Origin of the sequence: Acetobacter ascendens (assembly GCF_001766235.1) — a bacterium.
In the GTDB taxonomy this organism is placed as follows: domain Bacteria; phylum Pseudomonadota; class Alphaproteobacteria; order Acetobacterales; family Acetobacteraceae; genus Acetobacter; species Acetobacter ascendens.
On record NZ_CP015164.1, the window covers coordinates 1,932,379 to 1,956,102 of the forward strand.

22 protein-coding genes, 1 tRNA gene and 1 pseudogene are annotated in these 23,724 nt (G+C 48.9%); 6 read left to right on the plus strand and 18 right to left on the minus strand.

The genetic code is table 11. From position 1 onward, the window contains the following. Positions 1–89: 89 nt before the first annotated feature. Positions 90–1,169, minus strand: a complete 1,080-nt coding sequence (locus A4S02_RS09255; protein WP_070324235.1) for an IS5 family transposase — start codon at positions 1,167–1,169, stop codon at positions 90–92. Between the two features lie 80 nt (positions 1,170–1,249). Between A4S02_RS09255 and A4S02_RS09260 the strand changes: the two are divergent. Beyond that, positions 1,250–2,375 (plus strand): annotated as a pseudogene (locus A4S02_RS09260) (sodium:solute symporter family protein); the annotation flags it as partial. Between the two features lie 71 nt (positions 2,376–2,446). On the opposite strand, the gene A4S02_RS09265 reads toward A4S02_RS09260, so the two are convergent. Next, a complete protein-coding gene (locus A4S02_RS09265; RefSeq protein WP_070323589.1) occupies positions 2,447–2,833 on the minus strand; it encodes a toxin-antitoxin system protein HicB in 387 nt (128 codons plus the stop codon). 109 nt (positions 2,834–2,942) lie between these two features. Between A4S02_RS09265 and alkB the strand changes: the two genes are divergently transcribed. Both alkB and A4S02_RS09275 read left to right on the plus strand, forming a co-directional pair. After that, positions 2,943–3,611, plus strand: coding sequence for a DNA oxidative demethylase AlkB (gene alkB, locus A4S02_RS09270; protein WP_070323590.1), 669 nt, complete (start codon positions 2,943–2,945; stop codon positions 3,609–3,611). A gap of 45 nt (positions 3,612–3,656) precedes the next feature. Beyond that, positions 3,657–4,817 carry a serine hydrolase domain-containing protein gene (locus A4S02_RS09275; protein ID WP_070323591.1) on the plus strand — a complete coding sequence of 387 codons (1,161 nt, stop codon included), beginning with the start codon at positions 3,657–3,659 and terminating at the stop codon, positions 4,815–4,817. A 102-nt stretch (positions 4,818–4,919) separates the two neighbouring features. Here the strand turns inward: A4S02_RS09275 and A4S02_RS09280 are convergent, their stop codons facing one another. Next, positions 4,920–5,288: a helix-turn-helix domain-containing protein gene (locus A4S02_RS09280; RefSeq protein ID WP_003626381.1), complete on the minus strand. Its 369-nt coding sequence runs from the start codon at positions 5,286–5,288 to the stop codon at positions 4,920–4,922. Positions 5,289–5,656: 368 nt separating this feature from the next. On the opposite strand from A4S02_RS09280, the gene hmpA reads away from it, so the two are divergent. Next, positions 5,657–6,871 carry an NO-inducible flavohemoprotein gene (gene hmpA / locus A4S02_RS09285; RefSeq protein WP_070323592.1) on the plus strand — a complete coding sequence of 405 codons (1,215 nt, stop codon included), beginning with the start codon at positions 5,657–5,659 and terminating at the stop codon, positions 6,869–6,871. A gap of 53 nt (positions 6,872–6,924) precedes the next feature. Here hmpA and A4S02_RS09290 read toward each other — a convergent pair whose 3' ends face one another. From A4S02_RS09290 to cysG, 5 genes are all read right to left on the minus strand, one after another. Further along, positions 6,925–7,599 (minus strand): methionine ABC transporter permease, encoded by a 675-nt coding sequence (locus A4S02_RS09290; RefSeq protein ID WP_070323593.1) that lies wholly within the window; start codon positions 7,597–7,599, stop codon positions 6,925–6,927. Next, positions 7,580–8,563: a methionine ABC transporter ATP-binding protein gene (locus tag A4S02_RS09295; RefSeq protein ID WP_003626376.1), complete on the minus strand. Its 984-nt coding sequence runs from the start codon at positions 8,561–8,563 to the stop codon at positions 7,580–7,582. Before A4S02_RS09295 ends, A4S02_RS09290 begins: the two co-directional genes overlap by 20 nt. Then, the gene (locus tag A4S02_RS09300) at positions 8,560–9,372 is read right to left on the minus strand and encodes a MetQ/NlpA family ABC transporter substrate-binding protein (RefSeq protein WP_070323594.1); all 813 of its coding nucleotides are present in this window, start codon (positions 9,370–9,372) and stop codon (positions 8,560–8,562) included. Before A4S02_RS09300 ends, A4S02_RS09295 begins: the two co-directional genes overlap by 4 nt. Positions 9,373–9,470: 98 nt before the next feature. After that, the gene (locus A4S02_RS09305; protein ID WP_070323595.1) at positions 9,471–10,898 is read right to left on the minus strand and encodes an FAD-binding oxidoreductase; all 1,428 of its coding nucleotides are present in this window, start codon (positions 10,896–10,898) and stop codon (positions 9,471–9,473) included. Positions 10,899–10,986: 88 nt separating this feature from the next. Continuing rightward, complete coding sequence (gene cysG / locus A4S02_RS09310; RefSeq protein WP_070323596.1) at positions 10,987–12,390, minus strand: siroheme synthase CysG; 1,404 nt, start codon at positions 12,388–12,390, stop codon at positions 10,987–10,989. Positions 12,391–12,789: 399 nt separating this feature from the next. Between cysG and A4S02_RS09315 the strand changes: the two genes are divergently transcribed. Continuing rightward, positions 12,790–12,865, plus strand: a tRNA-Glu gene (locus A4S02_RS09315). 373 nt (positions 12,866–13,238) lie between these two features. On the opposite strand, the gene A4S02_RS09320 is transcribed toward A4S02_RS09315, so the two are convergent. Further along, positions 13,239–14,603 carry an IS1380 family transposase gene (locus A4S02_RS09320; RefSeq protein WP_070323597.1) on the minus strand — a complete coding sequence of 455 codons (1,365 nt, stop codon included), beginning with the start codon at positions 14,601–14,603 and terminating at the stop codon, positions 13,239–13,241. 334 nt (positions 14,604–14,937) lie between these two features. Further along, on the minus strand, positions 14,938–15,894 hold the full coding sequence (locus A4S02_RS09325; RefSeq protein ID WP_070323598.1) for an alpha/beta hydrolase: 957 nt from the start codon (positions 15,892–15,894) through the stop codon (positions 14,938–14,940). Between the two features lie 285 nt (positions 15,895–16,179). Between A4S02_RS09325 and A4S02_RS09330 the strand changes: the two genes are divergently transcribed. Then, positions 16,180–16,656, plus strand: coding sequence for a MarR family winged helix-turn-helix transcriptional regulator (locus A4S02_RS09330; RefSeq protein WP_228142342.1), 477 nt, complete (start codon positions 16,180–16,182; stop codon positions 16,654–16,656). Positions 16,657–16,702: 46 nt separating this feature from the next. On the opposite strand, the gene A4S02_RS09335 is transcribed toward A4S02_RS09330, so the two are convergent. The 8 genes from A4S02_RS09335 to A4S02_RS09370 are packed head-to-tail and all read right to left on the minus strand — an operon-like array spanning position 16,703 to position 23,633. Further along, positions 16,703–17,932, minus strand: coding sequence for an amidase (locus A4S02_RS09335; RefSeq protein WP_228142343.1), 1,230 nt, complete (start codon positions 17,930–17,932; stop codon positions 16,703–16,705). A 49-nt stretch (positions 17,933–17,981) separates the two neighbouring features. Next, complete coding sequence (locus tag A4S02_RS09340; protein ID WP_014457352.1) at positions 17,982–18,458, minus strand: flavin reductase family protein; 477 nt, start codon at positions 18,456–18,458, stop codon at positions 17,982–17,984. After that, positions 18,455–19,213, minus strand: coding sequence for a class II aldolase/adducin family protein (locus tag A4S02_RS09345; protein WP_070323600.1), 759 nt, complete (start codon positions 19,211–19,213; stop codon positions 18,455–18,457). Before A4S02_RS09345 ends, A4S02_RS09340 begins: the two co-directional genes overlap by 4 nt. Positions 19,214–19,233: 20 nt before the next feature. Further along, positions 19,234–20,211 (minus strand): ketopantoate reductase family protein, encoded by a 978-nt coding sequence (locus tag A4S02_RS09350; protein ID WP_228142344.1) that lies wholly within the window; start codon positions 20,209–20,211, stop codon positions 19,234–19,236. Further along, on the minus strand, positions 20,208–21,167 hold the full coding sequence (locus tag A4S02_RS09355) for a PDR/VanB family oxidoreductase (RefSeq protein WP_070323601.1): 960 nt from the start codon (positions 21,165–21,167) through the stop codon (positions 20,208–20,210). The genes A4S02_RS09350 and A4S02_RS09355 overlap by 4 nt, the downstream gene beginning before the upstream one ends. Beyond that, positions 21,164–21,898, minus strand: coding sequence for an SDR family NAD(P)-dependent oxidoreductase (locus A4S02_RS09360; protein WP_014457356.1), 735 nt, complete (start codon positions 21,896–21,898; stop codon positions 21,164–21,166). Before A4S02_RS09360 ends, A4S02_RS09355 begins: the two co-directional genes overlap by 4 nt. Continuing rightward, the gene (locus tag A4S02_RS09365; protein ID WP_070323602.1) at positions 21,898–22,371 is read right to left on the minus strand and encodes an aromatic-ring-hydroxylating dioxygenase subunit beta; all 474 of its coding nucleotides are present in this window, start codon (positions 22,369–22,371) and stop codon (positions 21,898–21,900) included. The genes A4S02_RS09360 and A4S02_RS09365 overlap by 1 nt, the downstream gene beginning before the upstream one ends. Continuing rightward, the gene (locus A4S02_RS09370; protein ID WP_070323603.1) at positions 22,368–23,633 is read right to left on the minus strand and encodes an aromatic ring-hydroxylating oxygenase subunit alpha; all 1,266 of its coding nucleotides are present in this window, start codon (positions 23,631–23,633) and stop codon (positions 22,368–22,370) included. The genes A4S02_RS09365 and A4S02_RS09370 overlap by 4 nt, the downstream gene beginning before the upstream one ends. Positions 23,634–23,724: the final 91 nt, after the last annotated feature.

A 23,724-nucleotide genomic window follows, 5' to 3' on the forward strand; every position in this document is an offset into this window, starting at 1 on the left:
TTCAGGTTTTTGGCGATTTGATTGACTACTTTTGGGTTCGTTTTCGATCTGCGTTTTGAGCAGATTGAGTGCTGCCCCCCGCTGGATTGCTATGCATTCGCGCTGATCCGCTCCAGGAAGAGGAGGCGGCGCATATTGTAGACGATATTGGCGAGCCCGATCCTCATGGTGGCTCGACTGATACCGACAGTCCGGACAAACAGCCCCGTCTGTGACTTCTGATCGGCAAAGACATGCTCGACACGCGAGCGGATGACCGACTTTCCAGCATTTGATTTCTGGATATGCCGGGGCATAGGCTTGAGATGCGGCTTTTTGCGATGAACCTTGGAGACAAAGCCCTGCTTTTCCATGAAGTCTTCGTTGGCTTTTGAGCGATAGGCCGTGTCGGCCCAGACACTTGAGGCCGTATTGGTTTTATCCAGCAGCCCCTCTCTCAATCGCGCGCCATCACTGGCAGCGGCATGCGTTGTTTTCCATTTGCGGATGAACCGGTATTTCCGATCGATGGAAACATGCGATTTATAGCCAAAGAACGGGATGGCGAGATCGCTGGATGGCATGGTTCCATCATCCTGCCGCTTCGCCTTCGTGAACTTCAGTGTCCAGCGCGCATGACGATCCTTATGCGACCTCTTTGCGGGTTTGTCCTGCCAGTCTTCAGGAATACGGCCTGCTCGCAGATCCGCTTTCTCTGCATTGGTGTTCCGCTGCTTCGGAGCCGCTACCAGCGTGGCATCCAGGATCTGGCCTGACATCGGCAAATACCCGGCGTTACGCAGGGTCGCATCAAAGCGGATGAACAGCCCATCGATCGCACCCGCCTGGGTCAGACGCTTTTGATACAGCCAGACCGTTTTGGCATCCGGCACCCGATCTGAAAGTCCCAGACCAAGGAAACGCATAAAGGAGAGGCGATCGTTGATCAGATATTCCGTCCGCTCATCAGACAAATTGTTGAGCGTCTGGATCACCAGGATCTTGAACATCAGCACAGGATCAAATGGCGGTCGTCCGCCCTTGCTTCCATCGGAATACGCCAGGGCCTTGTCCAGATCAGGACGGAACGCTTCAAAATCCACAGTCCGGGAAAACGCTTCGAGCTGATCGCCAAGCCCACTCAGCCGGGCAAGGCGCTCTTCAACATCAAAGAAACCCGGCTGCTTCATCTTTCATCATCCCCAATCAACTAAGGGGAAATGGAATCACAGAGCAGACCTCAATACCAGGGGGTTTTTCGAACCCTCCACGTGCAGGCGGGCACGCCACTGCGGCGGATATTGTAAAGGCACGCTTTAACAGCCGGGCACTGGAGATTGTGGTTGCCTTAACAGGGCTGGTAGCAGTTATGCCTTATATTGCACTCCAGCTTATTGGCATCCGCACAGTGGTGCAGGCTTTAGGATTGCCGGGCGATTTACCATTGGTTATCGCCTTTATTTCCCTAGCCGCTTACACATGGCTGGGAGGGCTGCATGCTCCGGCACTTACGGCCTTTATCAAAGATATTATGATCTATATTGCCGTGCTGGTAGCGGTAACTGTTATTCCCCTGCACACAGGTGGTTACAGCGCCCTGTTTGCCTCTGCGGCACATGCAGATACGGTTCTTAAAACCGGGCAAAGCTTACCTTATGCCACACTTGCGCTTTCTTCTGCTCTGGCTGCATTTTTATACCCTCATACACTTACAGGTATTCTGGCATCTCGTTCGGCAGATACCATTAAACAGAATGCTGTTTTCTTACCAGCTTACACCATTGTATTAGGCCTTATAGCCATGCTGGGCTTTATGGCGCATGCGGCTGGCATTCACACCACCAATACGTCCATGGTTGTGCCAATGCTGTTCCAAAGTGTCTTTCCTGCATGGTTTGCTGGTTTTTGCCTTGCAGCCATTGCCGTGGGAGCATTGGTGCCTGCTGCCGTTATGGCAATTGGTGCGGCAAATCTGGTTACCAATAATTTGCTTCCCGCACAGGCAAACCCGGTACGCGCTAGCCGTATTGCAGCTTTTATAGTTAAAATTGGCGCACTGGTTTGCGTATTGTTCCTGAACGCGCAGTTTGCCATTGATTTTCAGCTTCTGGGAGGCGTGTTGTATTCTACAAACATTTCCTGCGCTGATTCTCGGTCTGTTGCGCGTGCGCTTTTCTGCCGCTGCTATGTTGACAGGATGGGCTGTAGGCACAGTTTTTGGCGTTGGCATTTGCTGGATGGACGGCCTGAAACCTATTCATCTCGTTAATCTGGGCCTATTTTCAGGCAATATTTCTACAGGTCTTCTTTCTCTGGCTATCAATATTGCCATGGTCGCTCTTGTGTCCGTTATGGCACCCGCCAAACAGAATATGTCAGCCAATACAATTGCCTGACACACAATAAGTGTTCAAAAGGAAGGCTTACTCCAAGCCTTCCTTTTTTCTTCGAAAATGAGCCGTTCTTATTAAAAATTCAGAAAAACGGCTGAACCCTTTTTTCGATTTTCTGTTTCCTGAAATTCCTGTGTCTGCACACGCACAAGCTGATACAGATCTATCCCCTTTTGGCGTGCTGGCTCTTCCAGTTCTGCATATATATCTTCAAGCAGATAACCTTTTTTCCCCGCCTGCCGTGCAAGCAAGGGAGACCGATTCTGCTGGCGGCATGTTTTCAAAAATATACTTAAAGCCGCCTCACCCTGCGGCTGTAAGTCCATAGGAGAACACGCCAGAAAATCTACCTCTGCGTTCAAGCCTATAAAAACCCCACGAAACATACGGCTACTGGCATTAAAGCTGATAACAGCCGGAATGCCGCCGATAAACATCATATCCCGACCAGAAACCAACATTGCTGGGGATCTGCTCCTTCTGTTTCAAACGTAGGTGCTGCTATACTCTTTGCATGCTGTGCCAGAGAGCGCACACCACCGCAAACACTTTCCACATAGAGCTTTCACCATGAAAGACAATCGTCCCGCGCAAATGGATTTTCTTTTGCCAGATACACGGCCAGATTACGTGCAGTTAGATGTGGGAGCAGTGTTATTGCCCGGTTTCGCTTTGCACGATGCTGAAGCCTGTATGCTGGCTATTCATCACATTGCGCAGCAAGCTCCATTTAAAAAAATGCATACGCCGGGCGGAGGACAGATGTCTGTTGCCATGACATGTTGCGGCACATTTGGGTGGGTAAGCACATCACAAGGCTACAGCTATACCAGAGTAACCCCTTTTACTGGCCAACCTTGGCCAGATATGCCTGCCATTTTTCAAGTTTTGGCTCACAAAGCTGCCCAGAAAGCAGGCTTTGCACAGTTTCAACCAAATGCCTGCCTTATCAATTCTTACAGCCCGGGTGCGCGTATGGGTCTTCATCAAGACCGCGATGAAGGGTGTACGGATCAACCCGTAGTTTCTCTCTCATTTGGCTTGGAAGCAACTTTTCTATGGGGTGGCCTCAAAAGATCAGACCCTACCCGGCAAATTTTGCTCAAAGATGGAGATGTACTGGTGTGGGGTGGGCCTGATCGCCTACGCTTTCATGGGGTTAAACCCATCCGTTCTGGTGCACATATCCGAACAGGAGAAACGCGCCTGAATATCACATTCAGATTCGTAGCTTCTTGAACGCATCCAATTTTCTTGTCGCGTTTTATTATAAGGCAGAACAGTATGCCCTCTCCCGCTTTTAGCCGTCGTATTCTGCTTTTGAGTATGACAAACCTGCTCTGCATGCCGATAAAGAACAGTATGACCTCGGATACAAAAAACAATTTTGCACAAGTGGAACAGATTTTTCAGGAAGCCATCAAAACCAACAAAACACCGGGAGCCGTTGCTGCCATTGGTCATCAAAGCCAAGTGGTTTGGAAAGGTGTATTTGGGCAACGCGCACTTGTGCCCCACCCGGAAGCCATGACATGGGATACACTGTTTGATATAGCGTCTCTTACCAAGGTGCTCATTACAGCGCCTGCTATCATGCAGCTTTATGAACGCCAATTAGTGCAGCTTGATATTCCGGTTTGCCATTACCTTCCTGAATTTTCTGGGCAGGGCAAACAGGATATTACTGTCCGCCAGTTGCTCACCCACTATTCTGGTTTGCCTCCAGACCTGGATCTTTCAACCCCTTGGGTAGGCCGTAATACGGCTATACAAATGGCCTTTTCCTGCACTCCCATTCATCCAGCGGGAGAACAGTTTGTTTATAGTGATATCAACTTCATCTTGCTTGGGTTGATTGTAGAAAAGCTCTCTGGCCTTACCTTACAAGACTACGCAACTCAGCATATTCTCAAACCTCTGGGCTTAAAAAAAACCTTCTTTACTCCGGCACCTACACTTTACAGCGCCATCGCTCCTACTCAGTATGATGAAAAAGAGAACCTTCTACGCGGCATTGTGCACGATCCAACAACACGCCGAATGGGTGGTGTTGCAGGCCATGCAGGATTGTTTTCCTGCGCGGATGACATGACCCTCTACGCCATTGCACTCCTCAACAAGCGCGCTGGGCGGTCTTCTCCTTTTCCGCTTAAGGCCGAAACTCTGGTCACGATGTCATCCCCACAGCAGCCTGCGGGCAAAACCGACCAACGTGGTTTAGGGTGGGATATTAATACCCATTATTCTACCCCGCGAGGAGATTACTTTCCCGCGGGATCGTTTGGTCATACCGGATTTACAGGCACGTCTCTGTGGTTGGTGCCACAAACAGAAAGCTTTGTTCTGATTTTAACAAACCGGGTTCACCCTTACGGAAAGGGCAATGTTATTGCCTTAAGGCATGATGTTGCTTCTGCGGCCGCCCTTGCTTTAGAGCACCTTTAAGCAACGCCTTCATAGAGGTAACTTCTTTTCAGTATTTATGAAGGTTTGCGCCTATAAACACTGAAAAGAAGTTACCTAGCGTATAAAATTTGTCCGATAAACTCAGTCTTCCTGCCGGGCCATGCGTGCCTGCCGTTCCAACCACTTCTGCGCAGATACTTTGCGAGAGGGATCAAGCATACGGTAAAGGCGAATTACATCATGTTCATCGGGCGTAATCACCAGCTCAATATCTTCCTGCACATAGCCTGTCAGAAAAATTTCTGGGTCAACATTAAAAAGCGCAGCCAGTTTGGGAATATGCTTTCTGGCACTTCCTTCCCGTCCGGTTTCCCAAAAAGCGATAGCCGGCCTTGAAACCCCCAGCGCGTCTGCAACCTGCTGCTGTGTTAGTCCAGCGGATTTACGCAGGATCTTGATTCTTTGCCCAAGATCTATCCCGGGTGAAATAACGTCGTCCTGGTCAGCCATTGTTCTTTATATCCATTGCTCCAGAGTTACCGTGGTTCTTGTAGCATACCCAATATTTTATGGTTGCCATATTTCATGCTCTGCAAAGTATGGCAGATCATTACAAACTTAATAACCTGATAACATATTTTGTTATGTGCAGTAAGTAAGCTTAGATTTACAGAAATGCAAAATCAAAAAATCTCTTTTTTCATAAATCGTTTAATATTAACCATTATCTAACATAATATCCTAAATATAGTGCGCTCATACACCTAAATATTGCGTGCACCACAATGCAGCCATCTCCGCACAAAAGATTCATCGTATTGACACCTTTTTAGGTATCTATAAGATGTATATTAAATACATTTTATAGGATCTTCTCCATGCCTTCTCCGCTTGATGCAAAAACACTCTCAATTATAAAGGCCTGTGTTCCAGCTCTTGAAGCACACGGGCTAGATATTACGCAGGAAATGTACAAACGCCTGCTGTCCAACCCCGATATTCGGGACCTTTTCAACATGTCTCACCAAAAAGATGGTGAACAACCTAAAGCCCTTGCTCTGGCTGTGCTGGCTTATGCGCGTAACATTGATAACCTTGGCGCTTTGGGCGGTATGGTTGAACGTATTGCCGAAAAACATGTTGGGCTAAATATTCTGCCCAAACATTACCCCTACGTAGCTGATGCACTTTTGGGAGCAATTGCTAATGTGCTGGGTGACGCTGCCACACCCGAAATTCTGGAAGCATGGGGTAAGGCTTACTGGTTCTTGGCAGACATTCTCATGGGCCGTGAAAAACAGATTTACGAAGAACATGCCGCAGCCCCTGGCGGATGGATAGGCTGGCGCCCGTTTACGGTGCGCCGCAAAGTGCGTGAAAGTCATACCATCACGTCCTTCGAACTGGTGCCCGTGGATAACAAACCCATTATGAAACACGAAGCCGGGCAATATCTCAGCTTCAAGCTAGATGTTCCGAGGCACGGCTCACAACGCCGTAACTACAGTATTTCTTCCGAACCCGGCGCAGATCATTACCGCATTAGTGTGCGCCGCGCGGATGGTGGTGTGGTTTCTCAATGGCTGCATGATACCGTGCAAGAAGGGCAGGTTCTGGACGTTTCTGCACCAGCGGGAGACTTTACGCCTGGAACAGAGCAAAACAGCAAAATTGTTCTGCTGTGTGCAGGTGTTGGACAAACACCTTTTATTTCTACCCTCGGTGCGTTTCTGAAGGATGGAACCAAGCGCAATATCCACTACATCCACGGCGTGCACACTGCACAGGATGAAGCATTTACAGATTACATCTACACTTTGGCTGAAAAAGATGCGCTTGAAGCTGATATTTTCTATAGCCATTCTCCCATGCCCACAAACCGTTCAAACAAGAACGTAAAGTTGCATGAAGGCAGAATCACTGCAGAATGGCTTAAACCCCGTGTAGATATCACTACAGATTACAATATCTGTGGGCCTGATAGCTTTATGCGGGACATGATTAAAGCTCTTACCGAAGCTGGCGTGCCAGAAAACCAGATCCACTATGAATTCTTTGGATCTGCAGCAGATGCGGAACTTGTAGGCGCTTAATTTTATAATCTTCTCTCTATTCGATTAAGAATAGAGAGAAGATTCTTCCAATCTTAATCTGCACTTCTGGTACGTTCTGAATGGCGCAATATACGTGAAAGCCAGTTACCCAAGGCCTGCATACCCGTCACCAACACAATCAATACAGTAACCACCCCTAACATCACTGTTGTATTGAAGCGCTGATAACCATAGCGAATAGCCAGATCCCCCAAACCACCGGCACCAATAGTGCCTGCCATGGCTGATGCACCCACCAAGGTTACCAGTGTAACTGTTATGCCGGATACAAGCGCAGGCATGCTTTCTGGTAGCAAAACATACCGGATAACCATCCAGCGCGTTCCGCCCATGGCGCGCACGGCATCAACCAATCCATGATCAACTTCCCGCAGGGAAACCTCAGCAATGCGCGCAAAATACGGAATAGCGGCAATGGAAAGCGGAACAATGGCAGCAGTTGTGCCCAACGCACTGCCCACGATCATTCGGGTAAATGGAATAAGCAGCACCAACAGAATAATAAATGGCACAGCCCGGATGGCATCAATCACCACACCAAGCAAACGTGGCAGCACCGGCAATGGATAAAGGCCGCCTCGCCCAGCTACAACCATAAAAACGGCTAATGGCAGCCCAAAAAGAACCGCAATAAAACCGGATACCAACACCATTATCAGCGTTTCGCCAGTGGCGTGCCATAGCAGATCAAGAATGAGCCGGGACATAGCCTACCACTTCTGCTGCATGACAATTTTGCTGAAGAAAGTTCATGGTTGCGACGGAAACATCCCCGACCTGTAAAAGAACATCCAAAACCTGATATTCTGCATCTTCAGCAGGAATAACGCGTAATAAGGAAGCCTGTGTCTGGCACATCTCCTGCACATTTTGCAGTAACGGTGCCATAATCAGGTTTTGATCCACCGTTAGTCTTACCACTGCGTGGCTACCTTCCTGCGGGCTACGTTCCATATTGGGGGGTAAAGCAGCTTGCAGGCTTGTTTCTTCCAAAATATCAGCGGGCAGACCACGTGCTATGATCCGACCATGATCCAGCACCAGAACATGCTTGGCCAATGCACGCACAACGTCCATTTCATGCGTGATAAAAACAATGGTCAGCCCCAATTCACGATTGATGCTGTTTAACAAAGCCAATATCGACTCTGTTGTTTCCGGGTCTAGCGCAGAAGTTGCTTCATCGCACAACAGCAAGGCAGGTTGTGCTGCAAGGGCACGGGCAATACCAACACGCTGCTTTTGCCCGCCAGATAACATGGCAGGATATTTATTGGCGTGATCAGCCAACCCCACTAGATCAAGCAGTTCTGCGACACGTTTTACCCGCTGATCACGCGGGATACCTGCAATTTCCAATGGCAAAGCCACATTGGCGGCAACGGTGCGGGATGTCAGCAAATTGAAATGCTGAAACACCAGCCCGATACGCCGCCGTAAGGGAATGATCTGAGATTCTGGCAGAACTGCCAGATCCTGCCCTTCCAGCAGAATACGCCCGGATTGAGGACGATCCAGCCCACATAGGCACCGCAACAAGGTGGACTTTCCCGCCCCTGAACGCCCGATGATGCCAAGGCTATCGCCCTTGCCCACCGTAAAAGAAATATCCTTGAGGGCAGGCTGCCCGCCAAATGAGCGGGTAAGATGTTCAACCTGTAAAAGACTCATGACCAACCCGGCACAACCGCACCATGAAATGCCTGCGCCAATGCCTGTTTGACATTATCTTGCTGAAAAGCTGAAACAAGCTTGCTGACCCACGGTGCATTTTTGTCTGTCTCATTCACAGCAATAAAGCAGACATACGGGTTATTTTGCGGGGCTTCCTGTGCAATCCGCTCTTTCTGCAGATCAATGCCTGCTTTGTTGGCCCAATCTGTATTCACCACAGCCGCATCCATATCTGGCAGCGCGCGCCCCACCATTCCGGCATCCATTTCTTTTACAGAAATCTGGCGTGGATTTTCGGTAATATCTAACGCTGTGGGCACCAGACCGGCATCTTCCGCCACTTTGATCAGCCCCAATTTCTGCAACAGCAAAAGGGCGCGCCCCTCATTCGTCGGGTCATTCGGCACACCAATCACGGCCTTGTTTGGTAATTCTGCAACAGATTTCCAGCGCCGAGAATACAGACCTATGGGAGACAGATAGGTGTTACCTACAGGCACGATATGGAAATTCTTGGCCTTGTTCTGCGCTTCCAGAAAAGGCCCATGCTGGAATGCATTTGCATCCAGTTCGTGCTCAGCCAATGCCTCGTTCGGTGCATTGTAATCTGAAAACGGGATGATCTTGAGGGTCAGACCTTCCTTGGCAGCGTTTTCCGCCACCACGCGCCAGACATCTTCATCCTCACCAGCAATAATGCCGATGCGCAGAACCTGACCATCAGCATGTGCAACACCGTAGGGGGCCATCATGGCCACGCCCATTCCGGCAAGCATTACCCTACGGGATAAAAAGGACGAAGACATGATTTATAGTCCATTTCAGATAAATACGATTTTGTGTGTATAAACAGAAAATAACACGCAGATGTCAAGTTTATACGGGTAAGTTGCCTGAACGCTCCTTACCCTTTGAACACAGGCCCTTCTGGCAATAGTTTCCCGGGGTTAAGAATGTTCAGCGGATCCAGCGTTGCTTTCAACGCCCGCATGACAGAGAGCGCCCCTGCCCCGTGCTCTGTTTCCAGAAACTCCAGCTTTCCCAAACCTACGCCATGTTCACCGCTGCATGAACCGCCCATCGCCAGAGCTCGTGCAACAATCTTGCGGTCAAGATCAAGCGCACGCACATGTCCGGCATCACTATCTTCTGTCATAATCAGAGTGTGGAAATTTCCATCACCCACATGCCCCAGAATAGCAGCCTGCAGGCCAGAAGCTGCAATATCCTGCCGAACGCCATCTATCAGATCTGCCAGGCGTGAAATGGGCACAATGCAGTCTGTGCTGATAACACGTGCTGATGGATCAATTGCCTTTGCTGCCCAGAACGCATTATGCCGCGCCTTCCAAAGGCGCGCACGTTCATCGGCCGTATCTGCCCACATAAAGCGCAAACCGTTATTTTCGCGCGCAATATCTTCGGTCACACTCACCTGCTCACGCACAGATTCTGGTGCACCCGCAAATTCAAAAAACAGAGTTGTCAGAGGCTGCAAATCTGTGAGGCCAGAATAGCTGATACTTGCAGCCATCTGTACTTCGTCCATCAATTCCACACGGGCAATAGGCACGCCCATCTGAATAATCTCAATAGCCGTGCTGACAGCATCATGCAGATTTTCGAACTGGCAAATAGCAGCGGAAAGCTGTTCGGGAATACCATGCAGGCGCAACTGCACCTCTGTAATAATCCCCAACGTGCCTTCAGACCCTACGAACAAAGACGTAAGATCATACCCGGTGGAAGACTTGCGCACCCGCCCACCAGTACGAATAACTTCTCCATTTGCCAGAACAACTGTTAGTCCAAGCACATTTTCCTTCATGGTGCCGTAACGCACCGCGGCTGTGCCAGAAGCACGCGTGGCGCACATGCCGCCCAAGGTTGCTTCACCACCCGGATCAACCGGAAAAAACAGACCTGTATCCCGCAACTGGACATTCAAGTCTTGCCGGGTAAGACCCGCCTGCACGCGGCAATCCAGATCAGCCGGATTAACTTCCAGCACTTCTGTCATACGGGAAAGATCAAGGCTGATGGCATGTTCTGGTGGCGTGACATGCCCTTCCACCGATGTACCTGCGCCAAATGCAACCACTGGCACCTGATGATGATGGCAAAGTTTAAGCACATCGGATACATCCGCCGTGCTTTCAGCAAACACCACAGCCGCTGGCATGCGGGACACCTGCAAAGCCTCTCCATGGCTATGGGCTTTACAAACAGATTCATTGCACGAAACACGTTCACCAAACTGCGCTTTCAACTGCGCCAGCACAGCTTCAGCCCGTTTGGGTGCATCTGCATGAGGGAATGAAGTGTTTGTCATGCGCTATCCAGTCTTCCCGATAGATAGTGGTTTAAAATCGGCAGCCAAAGATGCCGCAAATATCAACGGTTTGGTCTTGTATCTGCAATCAATGATGCGGTGAGATCACACGATGGCGTACAACCTCTCCTACAATCACCAATGCCGGGCTTTGTATCTGCTGCTCTGCTACCAGATCTGGTAACGTTGCCAACGTGCCCTCACATACTCTTTGCTCTGGCAAAGTACCTTTTTCCACCACCGCAACAGGCCAGTTTTCAGGCAATCCGTGCTTAACAAGCTGGGCACAAAGCTGAGAAATCATTGTCAGCCCCATGTAAATCACCACTGTCTGATTTTTTAGGGCAATAGTTTCCCATTCCAAATTCAGCACACCATCTGCACGTGCATGCCCCGTAATAAACAGGCATGCCTGTGCACAATCACGATGTGTTAGGGGAATACCGGCATACGCGGCACATCCATTGGCAGCAGAAATACCTGGAACAATCCGAAAAGGCACACCGGCCTCTACCAGTGTTTCCAGTTCTTCCCCGCCCCTGCCAAATATAAAGGGATCTCCGCCTTTCAGGCGCAAAACCCGTTGGCCAGCCTGCGCACGACGCACCAGTTCATAATTGATATCTTCTTGCGGCAATGTATGGCGATTACGCTTTTTGCCTACAAAAACACGTTCCGCATCTCGCCGCACGTAATTCAGAATTTCTGGACCAACCAGATTGTCATACAGAATAACATCCGCATCCTGCATAAGCCGCAAAGCCGCCAGAGTGAGCAAATCAGGATTACCCGGCCCGGCTCCTACCAACCAGACCTCGCCCCGTGCAGCATTTCCCTCTTCCAACTCCTGCAGGTTGCGTGTGGCTTCAGCCTTATCTCCAGCCAAAGCCGCGCGTGCACCTTCTCCATCAAGAAAATGCTCCCATAGCTGCCGACGTGCAGAGGTATCTGGAATACGTTGGCGCAGTTCATCCCGCATGGTGGACATAAAGTCCGCCAGACGGTGCAACCCTTCTGGGAGAACACGCTCCACCATTGTTCTTAGTCTACGGGCCAGAACAGGCGCAGCACCTCCGGTAGAAATGGCTACCTGCACCTTCCCCCGTGTAACCAGTGCAGGCGTAATAAATGTAGAAATAGCCGGATCATCCACCGCACACACCGGCACATTATGGGCCTTACATAGAGTTGCGAGTGTTTGATTCAGATCTCGGTCATTGGTTGCCAGATAAACCAGACGGCAGCCTGAAAGACGCGGCTGCAAATCCTGCACAGATGTATCCTGCGCAAAATGGTGTATGGCACCTTTATCCACCATACGCTCAAGTTCGGAACACAAGGAAGCCGAAAGCACTTCCACCCGCGCACCTGTAGATACAAGAAGCTGTACCTTGCTGGCGGCTACATTTCCGCCGCCCACAACAAGAACCCGCTCGCCTTCCATGCGAAACACGACGGGAAACCAACCTGTATTTTCTGACAAACCTTGCATACTGCCTCTGCAAGCAGGCTTCTGCTCCAGATGCAAGGGGCCAGACACCTTAAATACAAAAAAGATTTCTAGCGCCTGACTTTTGGAGCAAAAAGTAACCAGAAAATGTATGAGTGTTACTAACAAAGGCTAGCTTACGCCCAAAAAACATTTGAGAAATTTATATTCTCCGCAGTTTGTTGTTAAGCCCGTGCACCAGCATTACCGTTGCTTCATCATTCCTGACCATCGTTATTGCAGCTGAAAACAGTCTTTTTCCGTTACTCCTATCCATGCATCTGTCCGTATTCCGTCACAAATTGAGCATTTGCCTGCATTTTCTTACCAAACGCATATGCACCTTAAAGAATCTTCTTGTGCTCAAGATGTTTTTCTCGTAGGAAGCCGCATCAGCCTCTTGTCCCGTTCGTCTAGAGGCCTAGGACACCGCCCTTTCACGGCGGCAACACGGGTTCGAATCCCGTACGGGACGCCACTTTTGCTCAAAACTAAAAACCTTAAGGTTTCGTTTCGAGTGGCTTGAGATAAGCAGGTTCAGAAATCTGCCTTTCCTTTCAAAAATACAGGCACTCCATTCTTTACAGGCTCGATTCCTCTATCGAGCTTGCGTCACAAATGCCGAGAGCAAGAACGGCTCCTCGACGCGGATTTCTCACACTTGAGGCAATTTCGGGTCATTTTGTAGAGTTCAGTCATCCCACAGGAGCCCGATCTGGAATATTGACGATATTCTGCTTCTGGCGGCGGGTTCTGAACGCAGTGAGGGTGTCACGGCCTGAGAAGGCAGTGTTGGTGGAAGCTATGTGGTCTGTGCGCTGTCTATTTCTTCAGATGGCCTGCCGGAGCCTTCACAATCGTGCATGAGCGAGGGCGAATTCATGCTGACAGGGGAACATGTCCGGCATGGACAGGACAATCCGACGGACGCTGAGCGTTACACGTGTCGCGATTTTGAGCAGTCGTGCGCGTATGGTGCCACAGGTCGCCGTCTCCAGGCTGGTCTGGCCAAGGGCCAGTCTTTGCAGAGCGGTCAGCAGGACATAGGCTGCGGCCGAGAACCACAGCCGGAGCTGGTTGGCCCGGATGGTGTGGGACGAGGTCCTGTCTGAGAACAGATCCATCTGGCATTCCTTGATGCGGTTTTCCATATCCCCGCGTGCGCAGTAAATCTGTTCGTAGAGATGGCGGGGGTCGGACATTCCCTGCGGTAGCGTGGTGACAATAAAGCGATGATAGCGGTTGCCGTGGCGCCATTCGGCCTTGGCCACGACCCGCCTGCGGCGCGTCCAGCTGTCCTTTGTGATCCAGTCAAAGGAGGCGAAACCGCGCGCCGCTTTGCCTGTCGTGGCGGCTTCGTCACGAACCTCAGCGGACAAAGAGGCAATCCGGTCATACAGGCGGGTGTTGCCTGCAAGCCCAAACAGGAAGTCAACGTGGTTGTCTTCGCACCATGTCATCAGACTGTCCCGGGCGAAACCGCTGTCCCCACGCACCAGGATACGCACCCGGGGCCAGCGGCTCCTGATCTGCTCCACGATCCGGCGGATGTCTGCCAGTGCTTCCTTCCCCGGGTCCCTGTCTGCCGTGCGCAGGGTAGCGCTGAGGAGATGGTCCCCGCAGAAGATGTATAACGGCAGATAGCAGTTATGGCCGTAATATCCATGAAAGGCCCGGCCTTCCTGATGGCCATGGATACGGTCATCGGTGGCATCCACATCCAGAACGATCCGGGCGGGTGCGCGCTCATGCTGGTCCATGAAAAGCGTCACGAACAGGGTAGCCAGGGCCTCATGATCAGCAATGATGCGGCAGTAACGATCTGCCTGCTGCCCACTGCGCTCTAGCCGGTTCAGCGTGGATTTTCCTGCCAGTGCCGCACAGTTGGCCCGGCTTCCTGACAGACGTCCCGATACCAGACCCATGACAGGATCATGACGTAAAGCGTCATGGTCATTAAGGTCTTCATAGCCCAGTGCCAGGCCCATGATCCGCTGACGGACAAGGTCTTCAACCCGGTATTCCACAAAGGCAGGATGCCGCTCATCGCGAAAACATGCAGCAAAACGGCGACTGAACCCCAGACTATCATCGACCTGCTTTACCAGGATGACACCGCCATCCGAACTCATGCGACCCCCGTCAAAACGGGCTACAACACGCCGTCCATAGGAGGCTGGAAACTCATACGCGCCTGCGCTACACTCTGTCTGCATCGGGTTTTCTTATAGCTTACGAAAATTTCTTTTACACAAAATAGACTTTTTCATAATCTAACCCGATGTACAACCCTTCTGTGAGATTTCCGCGTCGACGATCCGAGGTACGGTCACGCACGGGACCGTTCTGCTGCAGGCATTGCTACACCTAACGGAACTCACTGCGGAAAATAATAACGGAAGCATCCATCATGATCACCTCATTCGGTGATGTCTTCCATCCGATAGTTTTGGCTTTGAGCACATTGAACACATGCATGCCCGTATTAAGTCTGATGGATCAGAAGATCATGATATGCTCTTGGTTTTGTAAAACAGAAAAATGACGCTTCTAAACGGAAAGTACGCGTTTTAGAGCTGTAAAATAGGAATGTCTGAACTGTATGCTCAATGGTGCATCAGGAATGAATACATCAAACACGTGATAAGCACCGGGAACGACACAGACTTCTGTTGGCACACCCGCTGCCATCAAGCGCCGTGCATATTCGAGATCCTCATCCAGAAACAAGTCTAGCGACCCGACCCCGATATAAGCCGGCGGCAGCCCTGCCAGATCTTTCGCACGAAACGCCGCCGCATATTCAGAAACGCCTGCGCTTCCAGGCGCCTTACCCAAATAAGCATTCCATGCATAGTGATTGGCAGAACGGGTCCATATATACTGCCCTAATTCTGGCGAGGGCATGACAGTGGTGCCCGTTCGGTCATCCAACATGGGGTAGATGAGCAACTGGAAAAGAACTTTCACTTCTGCTCTGTCTCGTGCCAACAAGGCAAGACAGGCGGTTAGACCTCCACCGGCACTATCCCCACCGATGACCAGACGATCACGATCAATATCCAGATGAGCAGACTGCTCATGAACCCATTTCAGAACAGCATAACAGTCCTCTATCGCCGCTGGGTATGGAGCCTCGGGCGCGAGACGGTAATCAACAGAAAAGATCACCAAGCCCAGTTCGTTCACAAGCTGTCGGCATCTCGCATCATCCACTTCCGGCGTACCGCTGACAATGCCGCCGCTATGAATGTAAACCAGTGCTGGTGCATACGGATGTTTATCTTTGGGCCGGTAAATCACGACCGGAACATCTGGAGCGCCAGAAGGCCCGGGCACATGACACTCTTCGAGAGTGACATCTGGATATTCGGTAACCGGCACATTACGAATAGCCGCGATAAACGCCTTGCGGGTTGCTGCGAGGTTTTGATCCGAAAGACCATCAAAGGATGGCAGGACTTTCAGAGCCTCCCTGAATTCTGATGCAACAGAATTTTGAATCATGAAGATTTCTCCGCGTTGTTTCTCCTCACGATAGATCGGATTACGCAGATACTGACATCACGTATAACTGATTGAACAGAAAGTGTTTTTACCGCGTCTTATTCTGGCCAGTCGTTAGATTCCAAAATATTTCGAAGCGAGCCTCGGCTTATTTTGTCATAGTGAAGTTTAAGCCGATAAAAAACATTCCCACAAAGCCGGACACTGCACATGCGCAGCAGATTACTTCACAGGCCAATACAAAAAGGCTAGAGCATTCTACAGTGCATCATGAGGAATGAGATTGTGGTAAAATCACGTAGTGGCAAGGTGTGGCGTCAGGCAGACCCTAAAGATCAACTTTTTTCCTCCGATGCCTCGCCTTTTTTCCACCTGACCCGTCTTGTCAGCCTCTACCAGATACGCATGGACGCACATCTTAAGCCCATTGGCATGGATATTCCCCGATGGCGTGTGCTTGCTATTTTACACGAGCACGAATACGCGCCCATTGGCCGGATTGCAGACTTGGCCGTTATCCGTATTTCTACCATGACCAAATTGATCTATCGTATGGAAAACGAAGATCTCATCAGCACCTCTGTTTCAGAACATGACGCACGGGTTACGGACGTTCGTCTTACAGAAAAAGGTATGCAAGTATTTACAGAAGTGCGCGGCATTGCCTCTCTTATTTTTGGCCGAGCTTTCCATAATTTTGACGATCATGAAATTCGCACATTAATAAATACATGCAGTAAAATATATCAGAATATTTATTAATCGGTAACCAGAGGATTTGTATCCTCCAGTTACCATTATGATAAAATTAACCAGAACAAAGCGGACGGTCTGGCAAAATCTGTTCTGCCCATAAGCCATAAGATAATAGGGCTTCATCCACTCCATAGCGTCCTAGAAATTGCACGCCAATAGGCAAACCAGCCTTATTCACCATACCCGGCAAAGTAAGAGAAGGCAGGTACAAAAGTGTCCATAAACGGCTAAAAAGCGGGCTACCTGTACCTTCTTCCAATAAAGGTGCAACTCCCGGTGCTGCGGGAGCAAGAAGTACATCATACGTTTCAAACAGGATATCTGCTTTTTGCCGTAGATTTTGTGCTTTTGCTAGCGCCTCCTCATAATCCTGTCGGGTAATAGCCTGACCAGCTTTAATCAACGCGGCTATCTGTGGGCTTATTTGTTCACGCTTTGTTGTATATTCCCATGCGAGAGACTGAGCTGCTTCATAACTCATAATGGTCAGATGCAGATCCGCGCCTTCTTCAAAATCTGCCAAATCTACTTCTTCAAGAGATGTATGTTGCCCGAACAAATCCGCAGCACTTTGCAGAGCCTGATGCATGTCTGCATCTCCTTGGCTCCACCACGGGGTTTTGCAAAACCCGATGCGTTTCGGCTTTTGCAAGGGCAGTTCAACGCTTGCTGATTTTGGCCCTTTTAATACATTATCAGCTTTAATTGCCGAAGTTACATCTCGCGTAACAACACCCAGCGCATCAAATGATGGGGCCAGATATTTCACCCCTGCTGCATTGTAGCGTACATAAGAAGGTTTAAAACCAACAATACCGCAATAAGATGCCGGACGGGTAAGAGACGCAGCTGTTTGAGACGCAATACCTATATCCACCATACCACATGCTACAGCCGCAGCAGATCCACTAGATGAACCTCCCGGTGTGCGTGCTGTATCATATGGATTTACTGTTGGGCCGGGTTGAAAAAAAGCAAATTCTGTTGTGACTGTTTTACCAGCCACCAATGCACCTGCCTGCTTTAGCAATGTAACACAGGCTGCATCTGCACGAGATTGATTGTTCTTGTAGATGCCGGACCCATACTCGGTGAAATATGCTTCAGTTTCTACAATATCTTTTACGCCAACGCTCATCCCTGTCAGAGACCCAGCAGAAAGATAGGCTGCATCCCGCCGTATCTGTTCGGGATTGTACTGCGTAAATGCATGAATCTTACCTTCATGCTTGTTAATTGTATCAATAAGGTTTTCAGCAATAACCGTGGGATCTGGCAGCATAACCATTCCTTTGCAGAACTGTAGGTAGGTTCGTATTTACATGTTATTTTTAGAACAAATTGAAACCACCTTTAAAATACAACAAAGGTTCTGTACCTGTTACTTTCACGTAGTCTGGGCTTCCTAGAAAGATTTCGTGAGAGCCACCTGTTAAAGTTTCTTGTACAGAACAGGAAATATGCACAAGAGCATCCTTTACAAACAAACTACCATTTTCATGACAAAGTGTTTCTGTCTCTACATTTTTATCCAATGCTGGAGATGCAAAGAAATAAGCTTTATCTTCCTGATTTTTGGAGAGAATGCTCAGTGCAAAACGTCCACTTTCCGCAATGGCCTTATAAGTTGAACTTTTGCGGTTGAGGCAAACTAACAGTAAAACAGGATCCAAGGAAACAGAACTTAGCGCACTAATAGTAGCCCCCTGTGCCCCCTGCTCTCCTTGGGCAGTTACAACGGCTACCCCTGTTGCAAAATGCGACATTGCTTTGCGAAAATCATCTCGCATTGTGGTGTTAGCATTCATACTTGATCTCCTGCCCACAGGGGGCCTCGTTCTTTACGTATTTTGCGCACTGCTGCATCAAACATCTTTTGGGCAGCTTGTGAATTTGCAATCACGCCTTCTGCATCTTGCGCACAGCGCCGGCGTATTTCATCTGAAAGAGTAATGTCTTTTCCGGGAATCATACCTGTCTGGCACTGAATTTCGGCCGCTCTTTGCACAATCCAAAGCAGGAAAAAGGCACGTGGTACATCTGCTCCACCAACAGCAACACCATGATTCCGCAAAACCAGAACATGCTTGTTGCCCAAGCTGGCAAGCATACGTGGGCGTTCATCATCATAAAGGGTGATACCTTCAAAATCATGATACCCAACGCGTTCAAAAAGCTGCGCCCCGTAAAAATTATCGTGGCTAAAGCCTTGCTCTTTCATGGCAACAGCACAGACAGCATTGGTATGTGTATGAATAACACAATGAATGTCATTTCGCGCACCATGAATAGAGCCATGTAACGCAAATCCTGCCGGATTAGGCTTATTTGCACTGTTACTGATAATATGCCCGTCAGCATCCACAATCAGTAAGTTTTCTGGCGTGACTTCATCATAATTTAAACCAAAAGCATTTACCAAATAACGCTTTGGTTCACCCGGAAGGCGGACTGAAATATGATTAAAAATCATTTCAGTCCATCCAAAATAATCAATGAGATGATAACATTCCGCTAATTGAATACGGAGCTTTGTTTCATCAGCACTCCACAAGTCCGACATTTTTACTTCCTTTTGCAAGCTTAATAACGTCTTGATGCTTTGTTACGTGTCAGGCCTACAAGTGCTTCTGTAGTAGGAAGAACAAGCCCATGATGGTGCGCAAGGCGTATAATAACATCCCCCATGGCAGCTAATTCCAATGGCTTATTCCGAAGATAATCTTGCAACATGAATGTGGGATGATTTCCCCCTTGTTCCACTTTGCTCATTAACTCATCAATGGGAAGTAAGCCGCCAATTCCACAGTCCTGACCAAGAACCTGAATTTCTACAAGACACCGCCTGACCAATACGCAAAGATCTGGATTGGAAGAGAGAATTTTTAAAGTTCCCTCACATAGAACTGATAAAAAATTTGTTGCAACATTCAAAGAAAGTTTGTTCCAGATTTCCTTTTTAATATCAGATGTTTCTGCAAAATGCCCTTCTCCACCTTCCAGCCACGTCAAAACCCTATCAACAGTATTCTGACCGGGTAGTGCATTCCCCAATATAAATCGAGGAGAGCCAGAAATATTTACTTTCCCTGGCGCAGTTACCTGAGCAAAAGCATAAGCAACACACCCTATAATATTCTCGGTTGGAATACTGCCAAGATTACCTTCTGGGTCCAAAGTATGGGTAATCTTTTTAACAACACTTCGTGCTGTATTTGTCTGTGCAATCATCCACCATGGCAGGCCATTCAGAACAGGTATAATAAGTGTGTTCGGGCCTACGGCATGGCTAACAGTTTTGAACAGATCAGGCAGTTGGTAGGATTTACCAGAAAGAATGATCAGATCCTGTATTTCAGAAGGTGCGCGATCATTTACTCTAAGAGAATGCCGCGTAATTTCTGATCCATTCTGACAAACCAATCCATTCTCGCGTAAGGCTTGTAAAGTGCTGCCCCGTGCAACAACAGATAGTATGACTGGTCTGGATGAAAGAATGGATGCAAAGGTTCCACCCATTCCTCCCATACCGGCAATACAAACACGAGGTATTTTGTTCATAGGTCTACTACAAGCAAAGGAGTTTTGGATCGTGAGCAACAAAGAGCAATCTGATCCGTTTTTTCTTCGTCTGTCAGATATTCGTCACGATGGTCTGGCTCACCTTCCAGAACAGATACAACACATGTGCCACAGATACCTTGCTCACAACTTACAGGCACACGCACACCAGAACGGGCAAAAGCTGCTGCTATGGTTTCATCTTCTGCAACCTGAACACGCACCCCGCTTTTGGCAGCCAGCACTTCAAATCCAGCCCCACCTTCTACGGGTTGGGCAGAAAAGGCTTCCTGATGCACATGCTCTTCTGGCAATCCACAAGCGCTACCTGCCTGCGCAACGGCCTGCATCAACCCTTCTGGACCACACACATACACATGAACCCCAGATCCGTTTTGATCTATCCATTGGGCAAGCGTATTCTGCACGTTAAAGCGTGGCCGTTCTGCCTGACTGTGATCATGAATAACAACATGGTCGGCAAAAGGAAGAGCCTGTAAAACAGGCGCAAAAACCGGATCACGCGCAACATAGTGCAGAGCAAAGTTTTGCGCTTTATCATACAGTTCATATGCCATTGCGATCATCGGCGTAACGCCTATGCCACCACCAATAAGCAAACTGCTTTCTGCATCACAATCCAATGGAAACAAATTACGTGGTAGGCTGATCTGAAGTTGTGCCCCATCACGCACAAGACGATGCACAGCAATGGACCCTCCTCGAGATTTAGGGTCCAACAGCACAGCTAAAGAATACCGCTTCCGATCAGCCGGGTTCCCGCACAAGGAGTATTGGCGGATCAACCCTTCTTCAAGATACAGGTCAATATGGGCACCAGCTTCCCACACCGGCAGATCTGCTCCATTAGAGGCTTTGAGATCAAAGCAAAGGACAGATCCGCGCAATTGACATGCATCTACTGTAACATTCAACAAATGAGATTGTCTGGTCATCGCAAATACAATCCACTGTTAATATCAATTGTAGATCCCGTTAGCCCATCAGCATCTTCACGCGCCATTTCCACAACCATGCGCGCCACCGTAATGGGGCGGCCTAGCTTACCTGTTGGCAATGCAGCTTTAAGAGCTGGCAAACGATCTGCACCAATTGTTGCTGCAACAGACGGTAGATCTAACGGACCTGGCGCTATTGCATTAACGGTAATCCCTAACGGCGCCAGATCCCGCGCAAACACTTTGGTAAGGGTATGAATACCCCCTTTTGAGGCTGCATAATGTGCCCCTGTAGCAGATCCACCATTTTGCCCCGCCAACGAGCCGATATTTACAATTCGCCCGCTCTGCTTGGCTGCGACAAGACGCCGTGCAAACCGCTGGCTACACAGGAAAGTCCCACACAGGTTAACCGATATAATACGCTCAAACGTTGGCATATCAATTTCCAGCACAGGCTGTGCCTTCATAACTGCCGCGTTATTTACCAAGAGCCATGGTAAGCCAAAGCGTTCTTCAACCTGGTCCAGAACCTGTTCGACCGAGTTTTCATTGCTTACATCCAGCCCGAAAACAGCAACCTTTTCCTCGCCATGTTCCTTTACCAAATGTTGAGCCACATCTGGGTTGATATCCGCAATTGCAACCCGATAGCCCGCCTGCACGAGGCTTGACACTATAATAGCACCAAGCCCCTGCGCTCCGCCTGTTACCAAAGCCGTCCGCATTATAGGATATAACTCACGGCTGTTAGAGACTCTGTTGATCCTAAAATCTTAATGACTTTCTGATCGATTTTTAGAGAATCTTCTTCTTTCACCAACGTAAATATCACATTGGCTGCATAAGAACGCTCCCGCCCTTGCCGAAGCTCCGTTAACAACTGGGCGCAACGGAGCACACATCGCTGATCATCAGATTCCAGAAGCCTGTAGCGTGAAAGCAACCGGATTGTCTGTGCTGGAGGAGCTGCTGAAATAGCGCGCCCCCCAATCAAACGTTCAACGCGTTTTTGACGCATTTCAGCATCATCATACGCATAGTTCAGTGTATCGGCGTAATCGTCTGCATCAGGATCAATAGGAATAATATAAAAACCTGATTGCGTATAAAGCTTGAGCCATTCAGTAAACTGTCCATCATCCAGCAGATCAGCTTCTAACGTTACAAGCTCTACGGCATCATTCAGAGAAATGCTCATGCTTCATTCTCCTCGGTCATATCTGCAAACCACTGCCGGTACGCAGCGCGCATTCCTGTTTCTGCACTGACATCACTATAGAGATTACCGTTTTCACGCTTTGCTTCGTGCCCGATACCTCGATTTAACAAAATGGGAATATCGCGCCCTGCAAGTGAACCGCGCTGCACACGATCCCATGCTTCTGCATCATCAGGCGTGCCAAAACCCATTGGCCCTTGAAAGTGTTCATGAAGGCGCAACCGAGCCTGATTGGCGATAGCTGGGCCACCATCCATTCCAATAGCAATATGCCGTATTTCTGTTTCGTTTACAGACAAAGGCCGTAGAACACGGAAAAATGCCATTGAACACGCAAGATTTGGAAACAGATTGAGATTGAAACCCGTTCCACCGACAGCACGCACAATGCGTCTGACTTCTTGAGGTGTGTGATCCTTACTTAGATCTTCAGCCAATTTTTCAAAGCGCATGGGAATGGGACGATCCAGATCTTCTTCAAGATCCACCAAATCTGGAATCATAACCATAACAGAGTGGCCATGCCCCAAGTCTTCTACATATCCCTCTCCATCTAGGAAGGAGAATGTATCTTCTGTCTCCTTATCAACAGAATCAAGATATGGCTTATGAACTATAGGGAAGTGGTAAGCATCTGTTGTGTTTTCGAGCTGGATTTTCCAGTTTCCCGGAAAAGTAAATTTATGCTCACCCATGGTTTTAATGGGCCAATAAGCACCCTGCTTCATGAACAGATCAATCCACGGTTTGGCCCGGCCAAGCCAGTCTTCCAAAGACATAATGGATTTATCAAAGGTGGCAAAAATCAATCCATTATATTCTTCCACTCTCAGATTTACGAGAGGAAGCTTGGATTTATCAAGTTGACCGGTATAGCCGTCCTGATGCGGCACACCACGTAACGCGCCATCCAACCCATAGGCCCAGCCATGATATGGGCATACAAAACTGGCGGCTTTACCGTGCTTTTGCTCACACACAGTCGCCCCACGGTGGCGGCAGCGGTTAAGCATAACATGCACCACACCCTGCCTATCCCGTGAAACAATAACAGGGTGGCTACCAACAAAAGTGGTAATAAATTGACCTGGTTCAGGAAGCTCACTCCGATGAGCAACCCATATCCAGTTATGCATGAAAATACGGTCCATTTCCATGTCATACAGATCAGAATTGCTGTAAATGGACCCATCAGCACGATCTTCTGCGAGAAGCTGTTTGACATCAGGAAAAGCTGTCATGAACGCAAATCCTCTTTATGAAGGATCAAAAAATATTGTTCGCCTATTACGGGCGGAAACCTTGCATGCCTTTTTCAGACACAGAACGAGT